General features: G+C 72.3%; 16 protein-coding genes. 10 read left to right on the top strand and 6 right to left on the bottom strand.

Annotated elements, in window-relative coordinates:
* Positions 1-95: 95 nt before the first annotated feature.
* Both SLAV_RS21600 and hemL read right to left on the bottom strand, forming a co-directional pair.
* On the bottom strand, positions 96-770 hold the full coding sequence (locus tag SLAV_RS21600; protein ID WP_030232106.1) for a histidine phosphatase family protein: 675 nt from the start codon (positions 768-770) through the stop codon (positions 96-98).
* Positions 767-2089 carry a glutamate-1-semialdehyde 2,1-aminomutase gene (gene hemL / locus SLAV_RS21595; RefSeq protein ID WP_030232108.1) on the bottom strand — a complete coding sequence of 441 codons (1323 nt, stop codon included), beginning with the start codon at positions 2087-2089 and terminating at the stop codon, positions 767-769. The genes SLAV_RS21600 and hemL overlap by 4 nt, the downstream gene beginning before the upstream one ends.
* 133 nt (positions 2090-2222) lie before the next feature.
* Here hemL and SLAV_RS21590 point away from each other — a divergent pair, with 133 nt between their 5' ends.
* Together SLAV_RS21590 and SLAV_RS21585 are read left to right on the top strand one after the other, a co-directional pair.
* On the top strand, positions 2223-2834 hold the full coding sequence (locus tag SLAV_RS21590; RefSeq protein ID WP_078950404.1) for a hypothetical protein: 612 nt from the start codon (positions 2223-2225) through the stop codon (positions 2832-2834).
* Positions 2835-2941: 107 nt separating this feature from the next.
* Positions 2942-3448 (top strand): GNAT family N-acetyltransferase, encoded by a 507-nt coding sequence (locus tag SLAV_RS21585; protein WP_030232112.1) that lies wholly within the window; start codon positions 2942-2944, stop codon positions 3446-3448.
* Positions 3449-3457: 9 nt separating this feature from the next.
* Here the strand turns inward: SLAV_RS21585 and SLAV_RS21580 are convergent, their stop codons facing one another.
* Entirely contained in the window at positions 3458-4357 is a 900-nt protein-coding gene (locus tag SLAV_RS21580; RefSeq protein WP_030232113.1) for an NADP-dependent oxidoreductase, read from the bottom strand.
* Positions 4358-4517: 160 nt separating this feature from the next.
* On the opposite strand from SLAV_RS21580, the gene SLAV_RS21575 reads away from it, so the two are divergent.
* Both SLAV_RS21575 and SLAV_RS21570 read left to right on the top strand, forming a co-directional pair.
* Positions 4518-4934, top strand: a complete 417-nt coding sequence (locus tag SLAV_RS21575; protein ID WP_030232115.1) for a winged helix-turn-helix transcriptional regulator — start codon at positions 4518-4520, stop codon at positions 4932-4934.
* A gap of 41 nt (positions 4935-4975) precedes the next feature.
* A complete protein-coding gene (locus SLAV_RS21570) occupies positions 4976-5710 on the top strand; it encodes a Mut7-C RNAse domain-containing protein (protein ID WP_030232117.1) in 735 nt (244 codons plus the stop codon).
* A gap of 82 nt (positions 5711-5792) precedes the next feature.
* Here the strand turns inward: SLAV_RS21570 and SLAV_RS21565 are convergent, their stop codons facing one another.
* Positions 5793-6230 carry a hypothetical protein gene (locus tag SLAV_RS21565; RefSeq protein ID WP_234333678.1) on the bottom strand — a complete coding sequence of 146 codons (438 nt, stop codon included), beginning with the start codon at positions 6228-6230 and terminating at the stop codon, positions 5793-5795.
* Between the two features lie 138 nt (positions 6231-6368).
* Between SLAV_RS21565 and SLAV_RS21560 the strand changes: the two genes are divergently transcribed.
* Together SLAV_RS21560 and SLAV_RS21555 are read left to right on the top strand one after the other, a co-directional pair.
* Entirely contained in the window at positions 6369-6701 is a 333-nt protein-coding gene (locus tag SLAV_RS21560; RefSeq protein ID WP_030232121.1) for a YnfA family protein, read from the top strand.
* Positions 6702-6754: 53 nt separating this feature from the next.
* Complete coding sequence (locus tag SLAV_RS21555) at positions 6755-7522, top strand: SDR family NAD(P)-dependent oxidoreductase (RefSeq protein WP_030232123.1); 768 nt, start codon at positions 6755-6757, stop codon at positions 7520-7522.
* On the opposite strand, the gene SLAV_RS21550 is transcribed toward SLAV_RS21555, so the two are convergent.
* Complete coding sequence (locus SLAV_RS21550; RefSeq protein ID WP_030232126.1) at positions 7519-8193, bottom strand: polysaccharide deacetylase family protein; 675 nt, start codon at positions 8191-8193, stop codon at positions 7519-7521. The two genes, SLAV_RS21555 and SLAV_RS21550, sit on opposite strands and share 4 nt — an antisense overlap.
* A gap of 160 nt (positions 8194-8353) precedes the next feature.
* Here SLAV_RS21550 and SLAV_RS21545 point away from each other — a divergent pair, with 160 nt between their 5' ends.
* Complete coding sequence (locus tag SLAV_RS21545) at positions 8354-8935, top strand: Uma2 family endonuclease (RefSeq protein WP_030232128.1); 582 nt, start codon at positions 8354-8356, stop codon at positions 8933-8935.
* Between the two features lie 60 nt (positions 8936-8995).
* On the opposite strand, the gene SLAV_RS21540 is transcribed toward SLAV_RS21545, so the two are convergent.
* Entirely contained in the window at positions 8996-10189 is a 1194-nt protein-coding gene (locus SLAV_RS21540; protein ID WP_030232131.1) for an RtcB family protein, read from the bottom strand.
* A gap of 187 nt (positions 10190-10376) precedes the next feature.
* On the opposite strand from SLAV_RS21540, the gene SLAV_RS21535 reads away from it, so the two are divergent.
* The 3 genes from SLAV_RS21535 to SLAV_RS21525 all read left to right on the top strand — a co-directional run bounded on the left by SLAV_RS21535 (position 10377) and on the right by SLAV_RS21525 (position 13614).
* Entirely contained in the window at positions 10377-11243 is an 867-nt protein-coding gene (locus SLAV_RS21535; protein WP_030232132.1) for a hypothetical protein, read from the top strand.
* A gap of 122 nt (positions 11244-11365) precedes the next feature.
* Positions 11366-12181, top strand: coding sequence for a DUF3558 family protein (locus SLAV_RS21530; RefSeq protein WP_037687607.1), 816 nt, complete (start codon positions 11366-11368; stop codon positions 12179-12181).
* A gap of 89 nt (positions 12182-12270) precedes the next feature.
* Entirely contained in the window at positions 12271-13614 is a 1344-nt protein-coding gene (locus SLAV_RS21525) for a DUF2637 domain-containing protein (protein ID WP_063760313.1), read from the top strand.
* Positions 13615-13684 lie beyond the last annotated feature (70 nt).

Below are 13684 nucleotides of genomic sequence, written 5' to 3'. Positions count from 1 at the left end.
ATGACTTGTATGAAATTAGGACTGCCCATGACCCGGCTTTGCCCTCCGGGCCCGGCCTCGGCGGCCGGGCCCATGAGGACCCGTCGGGGGCGGCGTCAGGCGCCGAAGGCCTTGGACTTGCCCTTCACCGGCTTCGCCCCGGCCAGCAGGTGCGCCGGAACCAGGTCCCGCGCCGGCTCGCTGTAACCCACCGACACCAGCTTGTCGCCCTGGTACGTGAACGACGTCAGCGAGGCCAGCGTGCACTGCCGGCGCCGCGGGTCGTGCCACAGCCGCCGCTTCTCCGCGAAGCTGCGCACGATCCAGATCGGCAGCTGGTGGCTGACCGCCACCGCCTCGTGCCCGCGCGCCGCGTCCCGCGCCGCCTCGATCGCGCTCATCATCCGCACGACCTGCTCGACGTACGGCTCGCCCCACGACGGCCTGAACGGGTTCGTCAGGTGCTTCCAGTTGCCCGGCTTGCGCAGCGCGCCGTCGCCGACGCCGAAGGTCTTGCCCTCGAAGACGTTGCCCGCCTCGATCAGCCGGCCGTCCGTCGCCAGCTCCAGGCCGTGCACCTTCGCGATCGGCGCGGCCGTCTCCTGCGCCCGCTCCAGCGGGGAGGCCACCACGTGCGTGACGTCCCGGTCCTGGAGGTGCTCGGCCACCCGGTCGGCCATCTGCCGCCCCAGCTCCGACAGGTGGTACCCGGCCCGGCGCCCGTACAGCACCCCGTCCGGGTTGTGCACCTCGCCGTGCCGCATCAGGTGGACGACGGTGATGTCGCTCATGCGGTCGCCTCCGCGGCGGCTCGGGCGGCCGCGGGCAGCGCGGCCGCGATGCGCTCGACGGCGCGCTCGTCGTGGGCGGTGGAGACGAACCACGACTCGAACGCCGACGGCGGCAGGTAGACGCCCTGCGCCAGCATCGAGTGGAAGAACCCGTTGAAGCGGAACCCTTCCTGCTTCTTCGCGTCGTCGTAGTTGCGGACCTCGTCCTCGGTGAAGAACACCGAGAACATGTTGGAGGCCGTCTGCAGCCGGTGCGCCACACCCTCCTTGGCCAGCGCCGCCGTCACCAGGCCCTGGATCTCCCGGGAGACCGCGTCGACCTTCTCGTACGCCGCCGCGTCCAGCAGCCGCAGCTGCGCCAGACCGGCCGCGGTGGCGATCGGGTTTCCGGAGAGCGTGCCCGCCTGGTACACCGGACCCGCCGGGGCCAGGTGGCCCATGACGTCCGCACGGCCGCCGAAGGCGGCCGCCGGGAAGCCGCCGCCCATGACCTTGCCGAAGGTCATCAGGTCGGGCTTGACCCCGTCCACGCCGTACCAGCCCGCGCGGGAGGTACGGAAACCGGTCATCACCTCGTCGGAGATGTACAGCGCGCCGTTCTCCCGGCACAGGTCGGCCAGCCCCTGGTTGAAGCCCTCGCCCGGGGTCACCACGCCCATGTTGCCGGGCGCGGCCTCGGTGATCACGCAGGCGATCTCGCCCGGGTGCGCGGCGAACGCCGCCCGCACCGCGTCGAGGTCGTTGTAGGGGAGCACGATCGTGTCGCCGGCCTGCGCGCCGGTCACACCGGGGGTGTCCGGCAGGGCGAAGGTCGCCAGGCCGGAACCGGCGGCGGCCAGCAGCGCGTCGACGTGTCCGTGGTAGCAGCCGGCGAACTTCACGACCTTGGCGCGGCCGGTGAAGCCGCGGGCCAGCCGGATCGCCGACATGGTCGCCTCGGTGCCCGAGGACACCAGGCGCACCTGCTCGACGGGCTCGATACGGGCGACGATCTCCTCGGCGAGCGCGACCTCGCCCTCGCCGGGCGTGCCGAAGGAGGTGCCGCGGGCGACCGCGGCCTGCACGGCCTCGATCACCTCGGGGTGGGAGTGGCCGAGGATCATCGGCCCCCACGAGCAGACCAGGTCGACGTACTCGCGCCCGTCGGCATCGGTCAGATAGGGACCGGTACCGGACACCATGAACCGGGGCGTACCGCCCACGGCACGGAAGGCGCGCACGGGAGAGTTCACGCCGCCGGGGGTCACGAGGGACGCGCGCTCGAAGAGCGTCTGCGAAACTGGGGCTTCATACGGGTACGGGTAGCTCACACCAGCCATGGTCTCAGAGGCCGCGACAGACTTGCGGACGGGCGTTTCACCGCGCCGCCGCGGGGGAGGTCACTGCCATGATGATCAGGCTGCGTGGCGGGGGCCGCGGGGCCGGGGCAGGCAATACGTGTCGGGTGGAGATATGCAACGCGGTGGTGGACCGGGCGAGGGTACGGACGGCCTGGACCCGCAGCGCGCCCGCGATGCCCGAGCCCGTCGCGGCAAGCACCGGCGGCACGGCGCCGAGGCGGCCGATCCCGTACCGGGTCCCACCCGGACCCCGGACGGCGAGGACGGCCTGCCCAAGGGCCGCGGCATGGGAGTGACCTACAAGTACTTCGGCGCTCCCGACGGCGCCACGGCCGCGCGGGTGCCCCAGACGATGCGGCCCGAGGAGCTGGGCGGCGACGAGCTCGGCATGGGCGGCATGTTCACCAAGATCAAGCCGGAGACGGTCGCCGCGATGGTCCTGACCGGCATCGAGGGCATACCCCTGCACAAGGTGCCCCCGCTGGAGCTGGTCGTCCTGCACCCCGACTACGCCGTGGTCAAGCTGCCGATGACGGTGGTCGACCCGCTGCGCGGGGTGGGCGAGGAGTCGGTCGGCGCGGCCGCCTTCATCTGGTCGACCGTCCCGGACCGGGGCGGCCCCCGGGACGCCTTCAACGTCTACCAGCTCCTGCACGAGTGGCAGGACTTCTCCCACCGCCTCCACGAGGCCGGGCACCAGCCGTACTGCCTCGTCTGGCCCTGACGGGCCCGGCGCGGCGGCCCGCGCCCCGCCCTTCCGGCCGTCCCGCACGCCCCCCGCGCCCCCTCTCACCCCTTTCCGCCCCCCGGCCCACGGGGCACAGTGGCCGCATGGAGACACGCGTACGGCTGGAGCCCTGGGGCCCGGACGACTTCCGGCTGCTGGTGCGGTGCAACTCGGCGGAGATGACCGCGCACCTCGGCGGACCCGAGTCCGAGGAGAAGCTCGCCGACCGGCAGCGCCGCTACGAGGCCCTCGGCGCGCGGGAGCCGGCCGCCGGGCGGATGTTCCGGGTGGTGCTGGGGGCCGGGGCCGTCGGGGCGATCGGCTTCTGGGAGCGGGAGTGGCGCGGCGAGCCGGTGTACGAGACCGGCTGGGCGGTGCTCCCGGAGTTCCAGGGCCGCGGCCTGGCCGCGACCGCCCTCGCGGAACTCGTCGCCCACGTCCGGGCCCACGGCTCGCGCGGCGCCCTCCACGCCTTCCCGGGCACCGACCACCCGGCGTCCAACGCCGTCTGCCGCCGGGCGGGCTTCACGTGCCTGGGCCGGGTCGACTTCGAATACCCCCCGGGCAACCCCCACCCGAGCAACGACTGGCGACTGTCCCTGACTCCCTGACCCGGCCGTTCAGCCCACCGTGAGGACCAGGCGGCCGCGCGTGCCCGGGGTGGCGAGGGCGGCGTGGGCCTTCGCGGCGTCCGAGAGGTCGAAGGTGTCCGCGACCCGGAGCGTCAGCTCCCCCGCGTCGACCAGCGCGACCAGCCGCCCCAGGTGCTCGCCGTCGGGGGCGACCTCCTGCTCCTCGACCCGGATCCCCCGCTCCGCGGCCGGCCCGCCGTGCGGGCGGAGCCCGACGTAGACCCCGCCGTCCCGGACGAAGGCCAGCGCGGCCTCCCCCAGGACCGCCGCGTCCAGGACCCCGTCGACCGGGCCGGCCGGCGCCCCGCCGCGCTCCACGAAGGCGCTCGCGCCGAGCGACCGTACGAACTCCTCGTCCTGCGCGCCCGCCAGGGCGGTCACCACCAGCCCGGCCCGCGCGGCCAGCTGCACCGCGAGCCCGCCGACCACCCCGGCCGCGCCGGTGACCAGCACGGACGCGCCGGGAGCCAGCCCGAGCAGGTCCACCGCGCGGGCGGCCGTCAGCCCGCTCAGGGGCAGCGCCGCCGCGGCCGCGTCGTCCGCCGCCGCCGGGGCCGGGGCCAGCGCCGAGGCGTCGAGCACCACGTACTCGGCGTGCGTGCCGAGCGGCTTCACCGGGCCGTAGTGCAGGCCCACCACCCGGCGGCCCACCGTCCAGTCCGCCACCCCGGGGCCGACCTCGTCGATCTCGCCCGCCACGTCCCAGCCGAGCCCGAGCCGCTGTCCGGCCCCGCCGAAGACGCCGACGCGGACCGCCCCGTCGACCGGGTTCACCCCGGCCGCCCGGACCCGTACCCGGACCTGGCCGTCCCCGGGGCGCGGCACCGGCACCCGCTCCACCCGCACCCGCTCCGGGCCGCCGAAGGCGTCGACGACCGCTGCCCGCATGGTGTTCGTCCGCTCGCTCATGTCTCTTTCTCCCCTGTCAGGTCGGCCCGGGTCCGCCGGGCGGTTCCGCCCTTCCCGGTGAGCACTAACTTAGGGAGAGGTACTCTCTTTCCGTAAGTACGTACTTCGGAGTGCGTACCCGACCCGGAAGTGGGTATCCATGGCCACCCGCACCGCCGCCGCCCGCCGCGACGAAGCCCGCGCCGCCTACGACGCCTTCGTCAAGGAGTGCCCCACCAGCCAGCTCCTGGCCCGCATCAGCGACAAGTGGGTCGGCCTCATCCTCAGCGCCCTCGGCCAGGCCGAGTCCGGCTCCATGCGCTACAGCGACCTCGGCCGCAAGATCCCCGGCGTCAGCCAGAAGATGCTCACCCAGACCCTGCGCTCCCTCGAACGCGACGGCCTCGTCAGCCGCACCGTCACCCCCACCGTCCCCGTCCGCGTCGACTACGCCCTCACCGAACTCGGCGGCAGCCTCGGCTGCCTCCTCTCCTCCGTGAAGCGCTGGGCGGAGAACCACTTCGATGACGTCAACTCCCACCGCGAGGCCTACGACGGAGCCCTCGCGACCACGTAATTCGGCCGCGCCGCCCCACCCCCCGATGGCATGCTGGGACCGTGAACGGTCCCGGCATCCACCTCACCCTCGCCCCCGAACTGCGCCTCTTCGCCCCGCCCAGCAGGCGTGCGGAACGCGTACCGACCGCCACCGACGGCGCATCCAGCATCGGCCACGTCGTCGAATCCGCGGGCGTCCCCCTCACCGAGGTCGGCCGGCTCCTCGTCGACGGCCACGAGGTGCCCGTCTCCTACGTGCCCCGAGCGGGCCAGTCCGTCGAGGTGTTCGGCGTGGACCGCCCGCAACGACTCCCCGACGCCCCGCTGCGCTTCCTCCTCGACGTCCACCTCGGCACCCTCGCCCGCCGCCTGCGCCTGCTCGGCGTCGACGCCGCCTACGAGAACGAGGACATCGGCGACCCCGCGCTCGCCACCCGCTCCGCCGCCGAACGCCGCGTCCTGCTCTCCCGCGACCGCGGCCTCCTGCGCCGCCGCGAGATCTTCGCCGGCGCCTACGTCTACAGCGACAACCCCGACGACCAACTCCGCGACGTCCTCGGCCGGTTCGCCCCCGCCCTCACCCCCTGGACCCGCTGCACCGCCTGCAACGGCCCCCTGCGCGAGGCCGACAAGGACAGCGTGGGCGACCGCCTGGAGCACGGCACTCAGCGCTCGTACGACGTCTTCGCGCAGTGCGCCGACTGCGAGCGCGTCTACTGGCGCGGCGCCCACCACGCCCGGCTGGAACGGATCGTCGGCGAGGCCGTGGCCGAATTCGGCGGCGCCGCCGCCTGAGGACCACCCCCGCAGGCCCCGGGTCCCGCCCTCCGCGGGGACCCGGCGGCCCCGCCCGGGGAGGCCTCAGAAGGCGTAGGCGTCAGAAGGCGTAGGCGTCGCCCGTGTCCAGGGCCAGCACCACGTGCTCGTTGTTGCCGCTGTTGCGGTCGGTAGCCCCGCCGTTCCACCACGTGTCGATCCGTACGACCACCTCCGCCGGCCGTTCGCGCAGCCCCAGGGACAGCCCGATGTGCCGCCCCCGGCCGTGCTCCGGCAGCTCGCCCGTCTCGCACACCACTTCGCGCTGCCCCGCCCGCGCGCACCCCTCGGCCAGCTCCTGGTGGTCCGCGAGGTCCACCGACAGGCGCACCCGTACCGTCGCGTTCGGCACCCCGGACGGCCCCTCGTTCTGCGGCACCATCCACACCTTCAGCCGGCCGTGGGCCAGGGACACCCGCCCGTGGTAGGCCACGTCGGCCTCCGGCCCGGCCCACGCCCCCGCGGGACCGGCCCCGCCCAGCACCAGCAAGCCCGCCACCACCACACTCCGTACGGCACCACGGCGCACCGCCACCACCTCCTCGCGCGGACGCTAACCAGCCCGCCCACCCCCCGGTCGGACCATCACACGAACGAGGGCGAGCCCTCCCCCATTCGCCTGCGTAGGCTTCCGGCCATGCTCATCGCACGCTCCGCCGCCCTCTTCGCCCTCGCCGCCCTCCTGGAGATCGGGGGCGCCTGGCTGGTCTGGCAGGGGGTGCGCGAGCACAAGGGCTGGGCCTGGATCGGCGCCGGCGTCATCGCCCTCGGCCTGTACGGATTCGTCGCCACCCTCCAGCCCCAGGGCGACTTCGCCCGGGTGCTGGCCGCCTACGGCGGGGTCTTCGTCGCCGGATCCCTCCTCTGGGGCGTCGTCGCCGACGGCTACCGCCCCGACCGCTGGGACGTCACCGGCGCCCTCGTCTGCCTCGCCGGGATGGCCGTGATCATGTACGCGCCGCGCCGCTGACCCGGCCTATGCTGGCGAGGATTCGCCCGTACGAACGAACGAGGAGCCCGCCCATGAGCACGCGCACGGCCACCCGAACCGCCGTAGTCACCGGCGCGAGCAGCGGAATCGGCGCGGCCACCGCCCGGCAGCTCGCCGCGGCCGGCTACCACGTCGTCCTCACCGCCCGCCGCAAGGACCGCATCGAAGCCCTCGCCGGCGACCTCACCGACGCCGGGTACGAGGCCACCGCCCACGCCCTCGACGTCACCGACCGCGCCGCCGTCGACGCCTTCGCCGCCTCCCTCGACCGCTGCGACGTCCTGGTCAACAACGCCGGCGGCGCCATCGGCGCCGAGCCCGTCGCCACCGGCGACCCGGCCGACTGGCGCACGATGTACGAGGTCAACGTCATCGGCACCCTCAACGTCACCCAGGCCCTCCTCCCCGCCCTCACCGCGAGCGGCGACGGCACGGTGGTCGTCCTGTCCTCCACCGCCGGCCACTCCGCCTACGAGGGCGGCGCCGGCTACGTCGCCGCCAAGAACGGCGCCCGCGTCCTCGCGGAGACCCTCCGCCTGGAGATCGTCGGCCAGCCCGTCCGCGTCATCGAGATCGCCCCCGGCATGGTCAAGACGGAGGAGTTCGCCAAGACCCGCTTCCGCGGCGACGCGGCCAAGGCCGAGAAGGTCTACGAGGGCGTCGCGGAGCCCCTCTCCGCCGACGACGTGGCCGACACCGTCACCTGGGCGGTCACCCGCCCCAGCCACGTCAACATCGACCTGCTGGTCGTCCGCCCCCGCGCCCAGGCCTCCAACACCAAGGTCCACCGCGAGCTCTAGAGGACTCCCGCCGCCTTCAGCTGCGGCATGAGGGCCGCCGGCTTCAGCCCGGCGGCCTTCGCCGCGTCCAGGGCCCGCCGGAGGTCCGCCGCCAGCGTCGGCGTGAAGTGCAGCAGCACGATGTCCCCGGCCTTCAGCTGCGGCGTCGGCGGGGTCTGGCTCCAGGTGGTGAAGTCGTACGTCCACGTCACCAGCGCCTTCACCCCGCACGCCTTCGCCGCGGCCCGCACGCCGTCGTCGACCGCCCCGTAGGGCGGCCGCAGCAGCCTGGGCTCCTTCCCCCCGAAGACCGCCGCCAGCCGCTCCCCGGCCCCGCACACCTCGGCGTCCTTCCCGGCGGCGTCCAGGGTGGTCAGGTCGGGGTGGTTCACGGTGTGGTTCTCCACCGTCGCCCGCCCCTGGTCGGTGAGCGCGGTGAAGTACCCGGTGTCGTACGCGACCGCCCCCGGCAGCAGGAACAGCGACACCGGCACCCGCTTCTCCAGCAGGATCCGCGCGGCCTCGGGGTCGTGGGTCCAGCCGTCGTCGATCGTGATGAAGACGACCTTGTCCCGGGTCGGCACGTGCGACACCACGGGCGGCAACCCCACCCCGGCCTCAGCCGACCCGGCGGCCCCGAGAGCGAGCGACAACGACGCGAGCGCGGCAAGAAGCACGCGGGATCTCCCCATGCCGCACACCTTGGTCTAGACCAACTCCACCAGTCAACCCCCTTGCGGGAAAGGTGAGTTGAGTCAGGCGCACCCGCCAAGCCCGTATGGGTGAATCCATGCGAATTGTCGGCGGACACCACTACGCTCCGAAAGCGTGGTTCGCGAAAAGGAGGAAGCTATGGCCGTGATACAGCACGAGACCACGATCGCGGAGGCCGCCGATCGACTCTCCAGGGAGCTTCCCAGGCACCGAGTGGAGATTCTCCAGGGGAGGCTCATCGTGACACCACCACCCGCCGACGGGACGCACGCACTCACTCTGAGCTGGCTGATCGAGCAGTTCTACGAGGCGGGTGCGAAGAAAGCCGGCCTGCGTTACGTGCAGGGCATCGGCATCTGGTTGCCCAGCGGCCCCACCGACTACGCCGTCCCGGACTTCGCCCTCGTCACCGAGGACTTCCTGGACTTCAAGGGGCGGAACAACTGCTACGCACCCGAGGTGTTCCGCCTCGTCGTCGAGGTGACCTCGTCGAACTGGCCGGACGACCTCGGCTCCAAGGTCGACTGCTACGCCAAGGCCGACATCCCGTTCTACGTCATCGTCGACCGCCGCCACGACGAGGTCGTCGTCTGCCGCGACCCGCGCAACGGCACCTACCGCCTCCGCACGTCCCACAAGCGCGGCACCTCCATCACCATCCCGGAGTACGTCGGCGTCACCCTCGAACTCCCGGTGGACCTCCTCCTCGACGGCGAATGAGGGCCCGACGCACGCGGAGGGGCCCGGACCGTCACCGGTCCGGGCCCCCGTACGCCGCGCTCAGCCCTTGATGCAGATGACCTGCTTGAGCTTCGCCACGACCTGCACCAGGTCGGTCTGCTGGTCGATGACCTGCTCGATCGACTTGTAGGCGCCGGGGATCTCGTCCACGACACCGGAGTCCTTGCGGCACTCCACGCCCCGGGTCTGCTCCGCCAGGTCCCGCGCCGAGAAGCGCTTCTTCGCCGCGGTACGGCTCATCTTGCGGCCCGCTCCGTGCGAGGCGGAGTTGAAGGACTTCTCGTTGCCGAGGCCCTTCACGATGTACGAGCCCGTCCCCATCGAGCCCGGGATGATCCCGTACTCGCCGCCGCCGGCGCGGATCGCGCCCTTGCGCGTGACGAGCAGGTCCATGCCGTCGTACCGCTCCTCCGCCACGTAGTTGTGGTGGCAGCTGATCTCCTGGTCGAAGGAGACCTTGGCCTTGCGGAACTCCCTGCGGATGACTTCCTTGGACAGGCTCATCATCACGCGACGGTTGAACTTCGCGTACTCCTGCGCCCAGAAGAGGTCGCTCCGATAGGCCTGCATCTCGGGAGTCGCCGCGAGGAACACCGCGAGGTCCCTGTCCACCAGCCCCTGGTTGTGCGCAAGGCCACGTGCGACGTTGATGTGGAAGTCCGCGAGCTCGTTGCCGATGTTCCGGGAACCCGAATGCAACATGATCCAGACCGAACCAGACGAATCAATGCAAAGTTCCCAAAAGTGATTCCCTTGACCAAGGCTTCCCATCTGCCGCATGGCCCGCTCCCGCCGGAACTTCACCGAGTCCGCGACGTAGTCGAACCGCTCCCACAGGTCCCCGAAGCCGGAGTCCCCGAAGCCGTACAGCCGCACCGGGTCCACGGCCTCGCGGTGCATCCCCGCCCCCACCGGAATCGCCTGCTCGATCCGCGACCGCAGCTTCGACAGGTCCCCCGGGAGGTCGTTCGCCGTCAGGGAGGTCTTCACCGCCGACATGCCGCAGCCGATGTCGACGCCCACCGCCGCCGGGCAGACCGCGTCCTTCATGGCGATGACCGAGCCGACCGTGGCGCCCTTGCCGTAGTGGACGTCCGGCATCACCGCCAGGCCCTTGATCCAGGGGAGGCCCGCCGTGTTCTGCAACTGCCGCATGGCGCTGTCCTCGACCGACGCCGGATCGGTCCACATCCGGATCGGGACGTTGGCCCCGGACACCTCTACATACGACATATGACGTCAATCCCCCGAAAACCACGGAAAGTCACAGAAAGCTCGGAATACGCAAAAAGCCTCGCTCATCGCCCCAAAGCAGTCAGGGAACCGGCGCCGGCACCAGCGTGTGCGATAGACATTGTGTCCATCCGTGTCCGAGTCGCGGCAACGGATTTTCCCGAGGGGACCAAGGGAGCCAGTGGACGTGGAGCGCAAGGCGGTACGCCGACGGGTCCTGCCCGGTATCGCGATGATCACCGCACTCGCGGCCGGAGTGACCGGTCTCGCCGGGTGCACCGACGGCAACGGCATCGGGATCACCAGCGACCAGAAGGGCGGCGGGAGCACCGCCGCGCCCGCCCAGCCCGGCAAGTACCGCAGCCTGCCCCAGCCGTGCAAGGCCGCCGACACCAAGCGCCTCAAGGCGATGCTCCCGGCCTCCGACTCCCTCACCACCCAGCAGCGTGAGCAGCTCTACGCCGGAACCGCGGAGCCCTCCTTCGACGGCGACCGGCACGTCGGCTGCCGCTGGAACGCGCAGGCGCCCGAGGGGACCCTGCTGCTGTCGGTCACGTTCGAGCGCGTGGTCTCGTACGACCGGGCCGCCGCGAGCGACGACGACAAGGCGCACACCGTCTTCGTACGCCGCCTCACGGACGCGCACCTGCCCTTCCCCGGCATCACGAGCTCCCCCTCCCCGAGCACCGCCCCCGGCGCCTCGGCGACCCCCGCCCAGCCTTCCGGTTCTCCCTCCGCCCCTCCTGCCCCGGCTTCCGCTCCCGCCTCCGCTTCGCCCTCCGCCCCGGCCTCCCCCAGTACCGCGCCCGAGCTCGGCTCGCGCGTTCTGGAAGGGCTCGGCAGCGAGGCGTACCTGGACGACAAGCTGAGCCCGGCCGGGGCGAGCGCCGCCCAGTCGCGCACCGTGCGGATTGTGTTCCGCACCTCCAACGTCCTCGTCACCATCGAGTACAGCGTGCAGCCGTCCGGACCCGCCGCAATCCCCTCAAGTGCGGAAACGCAGGACAAGACGCGCCAGTTGGCGCAGGCCCTGGCCGAGCGTTTCAGCGAGTGAGGCCCCCGCCCCGAGAGGGCGTGCGGGGCCGTCGTGACGGCGCGCACAGCAGGCGGGCGCCCGCTCGGGCTACCGTTGCTCGGGCCCGCGCCCGTAAGAAGTCCCCAACGTCTGAAGGAACCATGCACCGATCAGCCTCGCGTCTCACCCGTGTTCTCGCCTGCGCAGCCGTCGTCCCGGTGGTCCTGACCGCCGCCGGGTGCTCGTCCGACTCGGGGAAGTCCTCGGGCACGGAATCCGGCAAGAAGTCCACGGCCTCCTCGTCCGCCAAGCCCAGCTCGAAGGCCTCGGCCGCACTGGAGAAGGTGGCGTTCGCGAAGCTGCCCGACCCCTGCAAGGCGATCGCGTCGAAGACCATAGATTCGGTCGTTCCGGAGGCGAAGGAGAAGAACGGCACGGCCGCGAAGTCGAACGACCTCGCCAACCGGGCCAGCTGCTCCTGGAACGGCCTGCAGACGGACGGCGTGAAGGGCTCGCAGTACCGCTGGCTCTCCGTCTCCCTGGTCCGCTACGACTCGCACGCCTCGCTCGGCAGCGGTGACAAGCGCGCCGAGGAGCAGTACAACAAGCAGATCGAGCTGGCGAAGACCGTCGAGGGCGCGCACGACGTCAAGGTGGAGCAGGCCGGCGGGATCGGCGACCAGGGTTCCTCGGTCGCGTACGGGGTGAAGAAGGACGTCGACTTCTTCAACACCACCGTCGTGGTCCGCACCCACAACGTGGTCGTCACCCTCGACTACAACGGTGCCGCCTACGAGGGCGCCGGCGCCCCCGACCAGGCGAAGCTGCTCCAGGACGCCATCGCCTCGACCCGGGACGCGGTGAACGCGGTCGACGCCGCCAACAAGGGCGACGCCGCTCCCGAGCAGGGCCCGTCGGGTTCCGCTTCGCCTTCCGGTTCGGCTTCGCCGTCGGGTTCCGCTTCCCCGCAGCAGTAGGCGACGGGCGCTAAGGGGTCCTGGGGAACGGGTGACGCGCAGTCACCCGTACGCTGTGCCTGCCGTAGCTCGACAAGGGGAGGTCGCGGGTGGCCGCGATGCAGCTGACTCGTACGCACCGGATACTCATCGGTGTCGTGGTCGCCGGTGCCGTGGTCATCGCGGGCATCGGTTTCGCGGGATCGTACGCCGCGGTGCGCGCGCTGGCGTTGCAGAAGGGCTTCGGCAACTTCTCGCTGGTGTTCCCGATCGGCATCGACATGGGCATCTGCGTGCTGCTGGCGCTGGACCTGCTGCTGACGTGGATCCGCATCCCGTTCCCCCTGCTGCGCCAGACGGCGTGGCTGCTGACGGCGGCGACGATCGCGTTCAACGGCGCGGCGGCCTGGCCGGACCCGCTGGGCGTGGGCATGCACGCCGTGATCCCGATCCTGTTCGTGGTCACGGTCGAGGCGGCCCGGCACGCGGTGGGCCGGATCGCGGACATCACCGCGGACCGGCACATGGAGGGCGTGCGCATCACGCGCTGGCTGCTCTCGCCCGTCCCCACCTTCAAGCTGTGGCGCCGGATGAAGCTGTGGGAGCTGCGCTCCTACGAGCAGGCGGTCGGGATGGAGCAGGACCGGCTGATCTACCAGGCGCGGCTGCAGGCCCGGTACGGGCGGGCGTGGCGGCGCAAGGCGCCGGTGGAGGCGCTGATGCCGCTGCGGCTGGCCCGGATCGGCGTGCCGCTGTCGCAGACGGCCCCGGAGGGGCTGGTGGCGGCGGGCATCGAGCCGGTGCTGCTGCCCCCGGCGGCCCCTGCGGCCCCGGCCCTGGAGGCGGCGGCTCCGGAGGCCGCCGAGGTGCTGGTCCCGCGCCAGGCGGCTCCGGCTCCGGCTCCCGCCGCGGCAGCGGCCGCGGCGGCGGGTCTCCCCGTCCCGCACGCCCCGCCGCCGTTCGCGGTGGATCCCACCGCGATGCCGGCGGCGCACGACAGCGCCTGGTTCGCGGCGCCGCTGGCCCCGCAGGCGGCGTACGAGGGCGGCTACAACCCGCAGTACGTGGAGGGCCTGGAGCCGACCCCGGTCATGGCGCCGGCCGGCCCGGAGGACGACGCCGAGAGCGGCCCCGAGGGCGGCCCGGAGGACCTCGTGGGGGACCGCGCGGAGCAGGTGCCGGCCCGGAAGCCGTCGCAGGCGCTGCTGCCGGACGAGGAGGCCGACGGCTCCGGGGCCGACCTCGACGAGGTCAAGTTCGCGGAGGCGGCGTACGAGGTCTTCCGGAGCTACATCGAGGAGAACGGCAAGGTGCCGAGCCCCGAGCAGGTGGACATATACCTCTCGGACCGGCACGGCATCGCGCACCCGCGCAGTTTCAGCACGATCAGCCGGCTGATGCCGGACCTGAAGCAGCGCTACCAGCGTGACCTGGAGAACGAGCACATCGCCTGACCGTCCGGGCGTACGTACGTACATACGCGAAGGGCCCCGAACCCCCCTCGGGGGGGTGCGGGGCCCTTCG

Source organism: Streptomyces lavendulae subsp. lavendulae, from assembly GCF_002803845.1.
GTDB lineage: Bacteria > Actinomycetota > Actinomycetes > Streptomycetales > Streptomycetaceae > Streptomyces > Streptomyces lavendulae.
This window is presented reverse-complemented; position numbering and strand designations above follow the sequence as displayed.

Bases quoted from the DNA above. Each gene is read 5' to 3' on its own strand.
- SLAV_RS21600 (WP_030232106.1), bottom strand. From the start codon at position 770: ATGAGCGACATCACCGTCGTCCACCTGATGCGGCACGGCGAGGTGCAC.
- hemL (WP_030232108.1), bottom strand. From the start codon at position 2,089: ATGGCTGGTGTGAGCTACCCGTACCCGTATGAAGCCCCAGTTTCGCAG.
- SLAV_RS21590 (WP_078950404.1), top strand. From the start codon at position 2,223: ATGCAACGCGGTGGTGGACCGGGCGAGGGTACGGACGGCCTGGACCCG.
- SLAV_RS21585 (WP_030232112.1), top strand. From the start codon at position 2,942: ATGGAGACACGCGTACGGCTGGAGCCCTGGGGCCCGGACGACTTCCGG.
- SLAV_RS21580 (WP_030232113.1), bottom strand. From the start codon at position 4,357: ATGCGGGCAGCGGTCGTCGACGCCTTCGGCGGCCCGGAGCGGGTGCGG.
- SLAV_RS21575 (WP_030232115.1), top strand. From the start codon at position 4,518: ATGGCCACCCGCACCGCCGCCGCCCGCCGCGACGAAGCCCGCGCCGCC.
- SLAV_RS21560 (WP_030232121.1), top strand. From the start codon at position 6,369: ATGCTCATCGCACGCTCCGCCGCCCTCTTCGCCCTCGCCGCCCTCCTG.
- SLAV_RS21555 (WP_030232123.1), top strand. From the start codon at position 6,755: ATGAGCACGCGCACGGCCACCCGAACCGCCGTAGTCACCGGCGCGAGC.
- SLAV_RS21550 (WP_030232126.1), bottom strand. From the start codon at position 8,193: ATGGGGAGATCCCGCGTGCTTCTTGCCGCGCTCGCGTCGTTGTCGCTC.
- SLAV_RS21545 (WP_030232128.1), top strand. From the start codon at position 8,354: ATGGCCGTGATACAGCACGAGACCACGATCGCGGAGGCCGCCGATCGA.
- SLAV_RS21540 (WP_030232131.1), bottom strand. From the start codon at position 10,189: ATGTCGTATGTAGAGGTGTCCGGGGCCAACGTCCCGATCCGGATGTGG.
- SLAV_RS21530 (WP_037687607.1), top strand. From the start codon at position 11,366: ATGCACCGATCAGCCTCGCGTCTCACCCGTGTTCTCGCCTGCGCAGCC.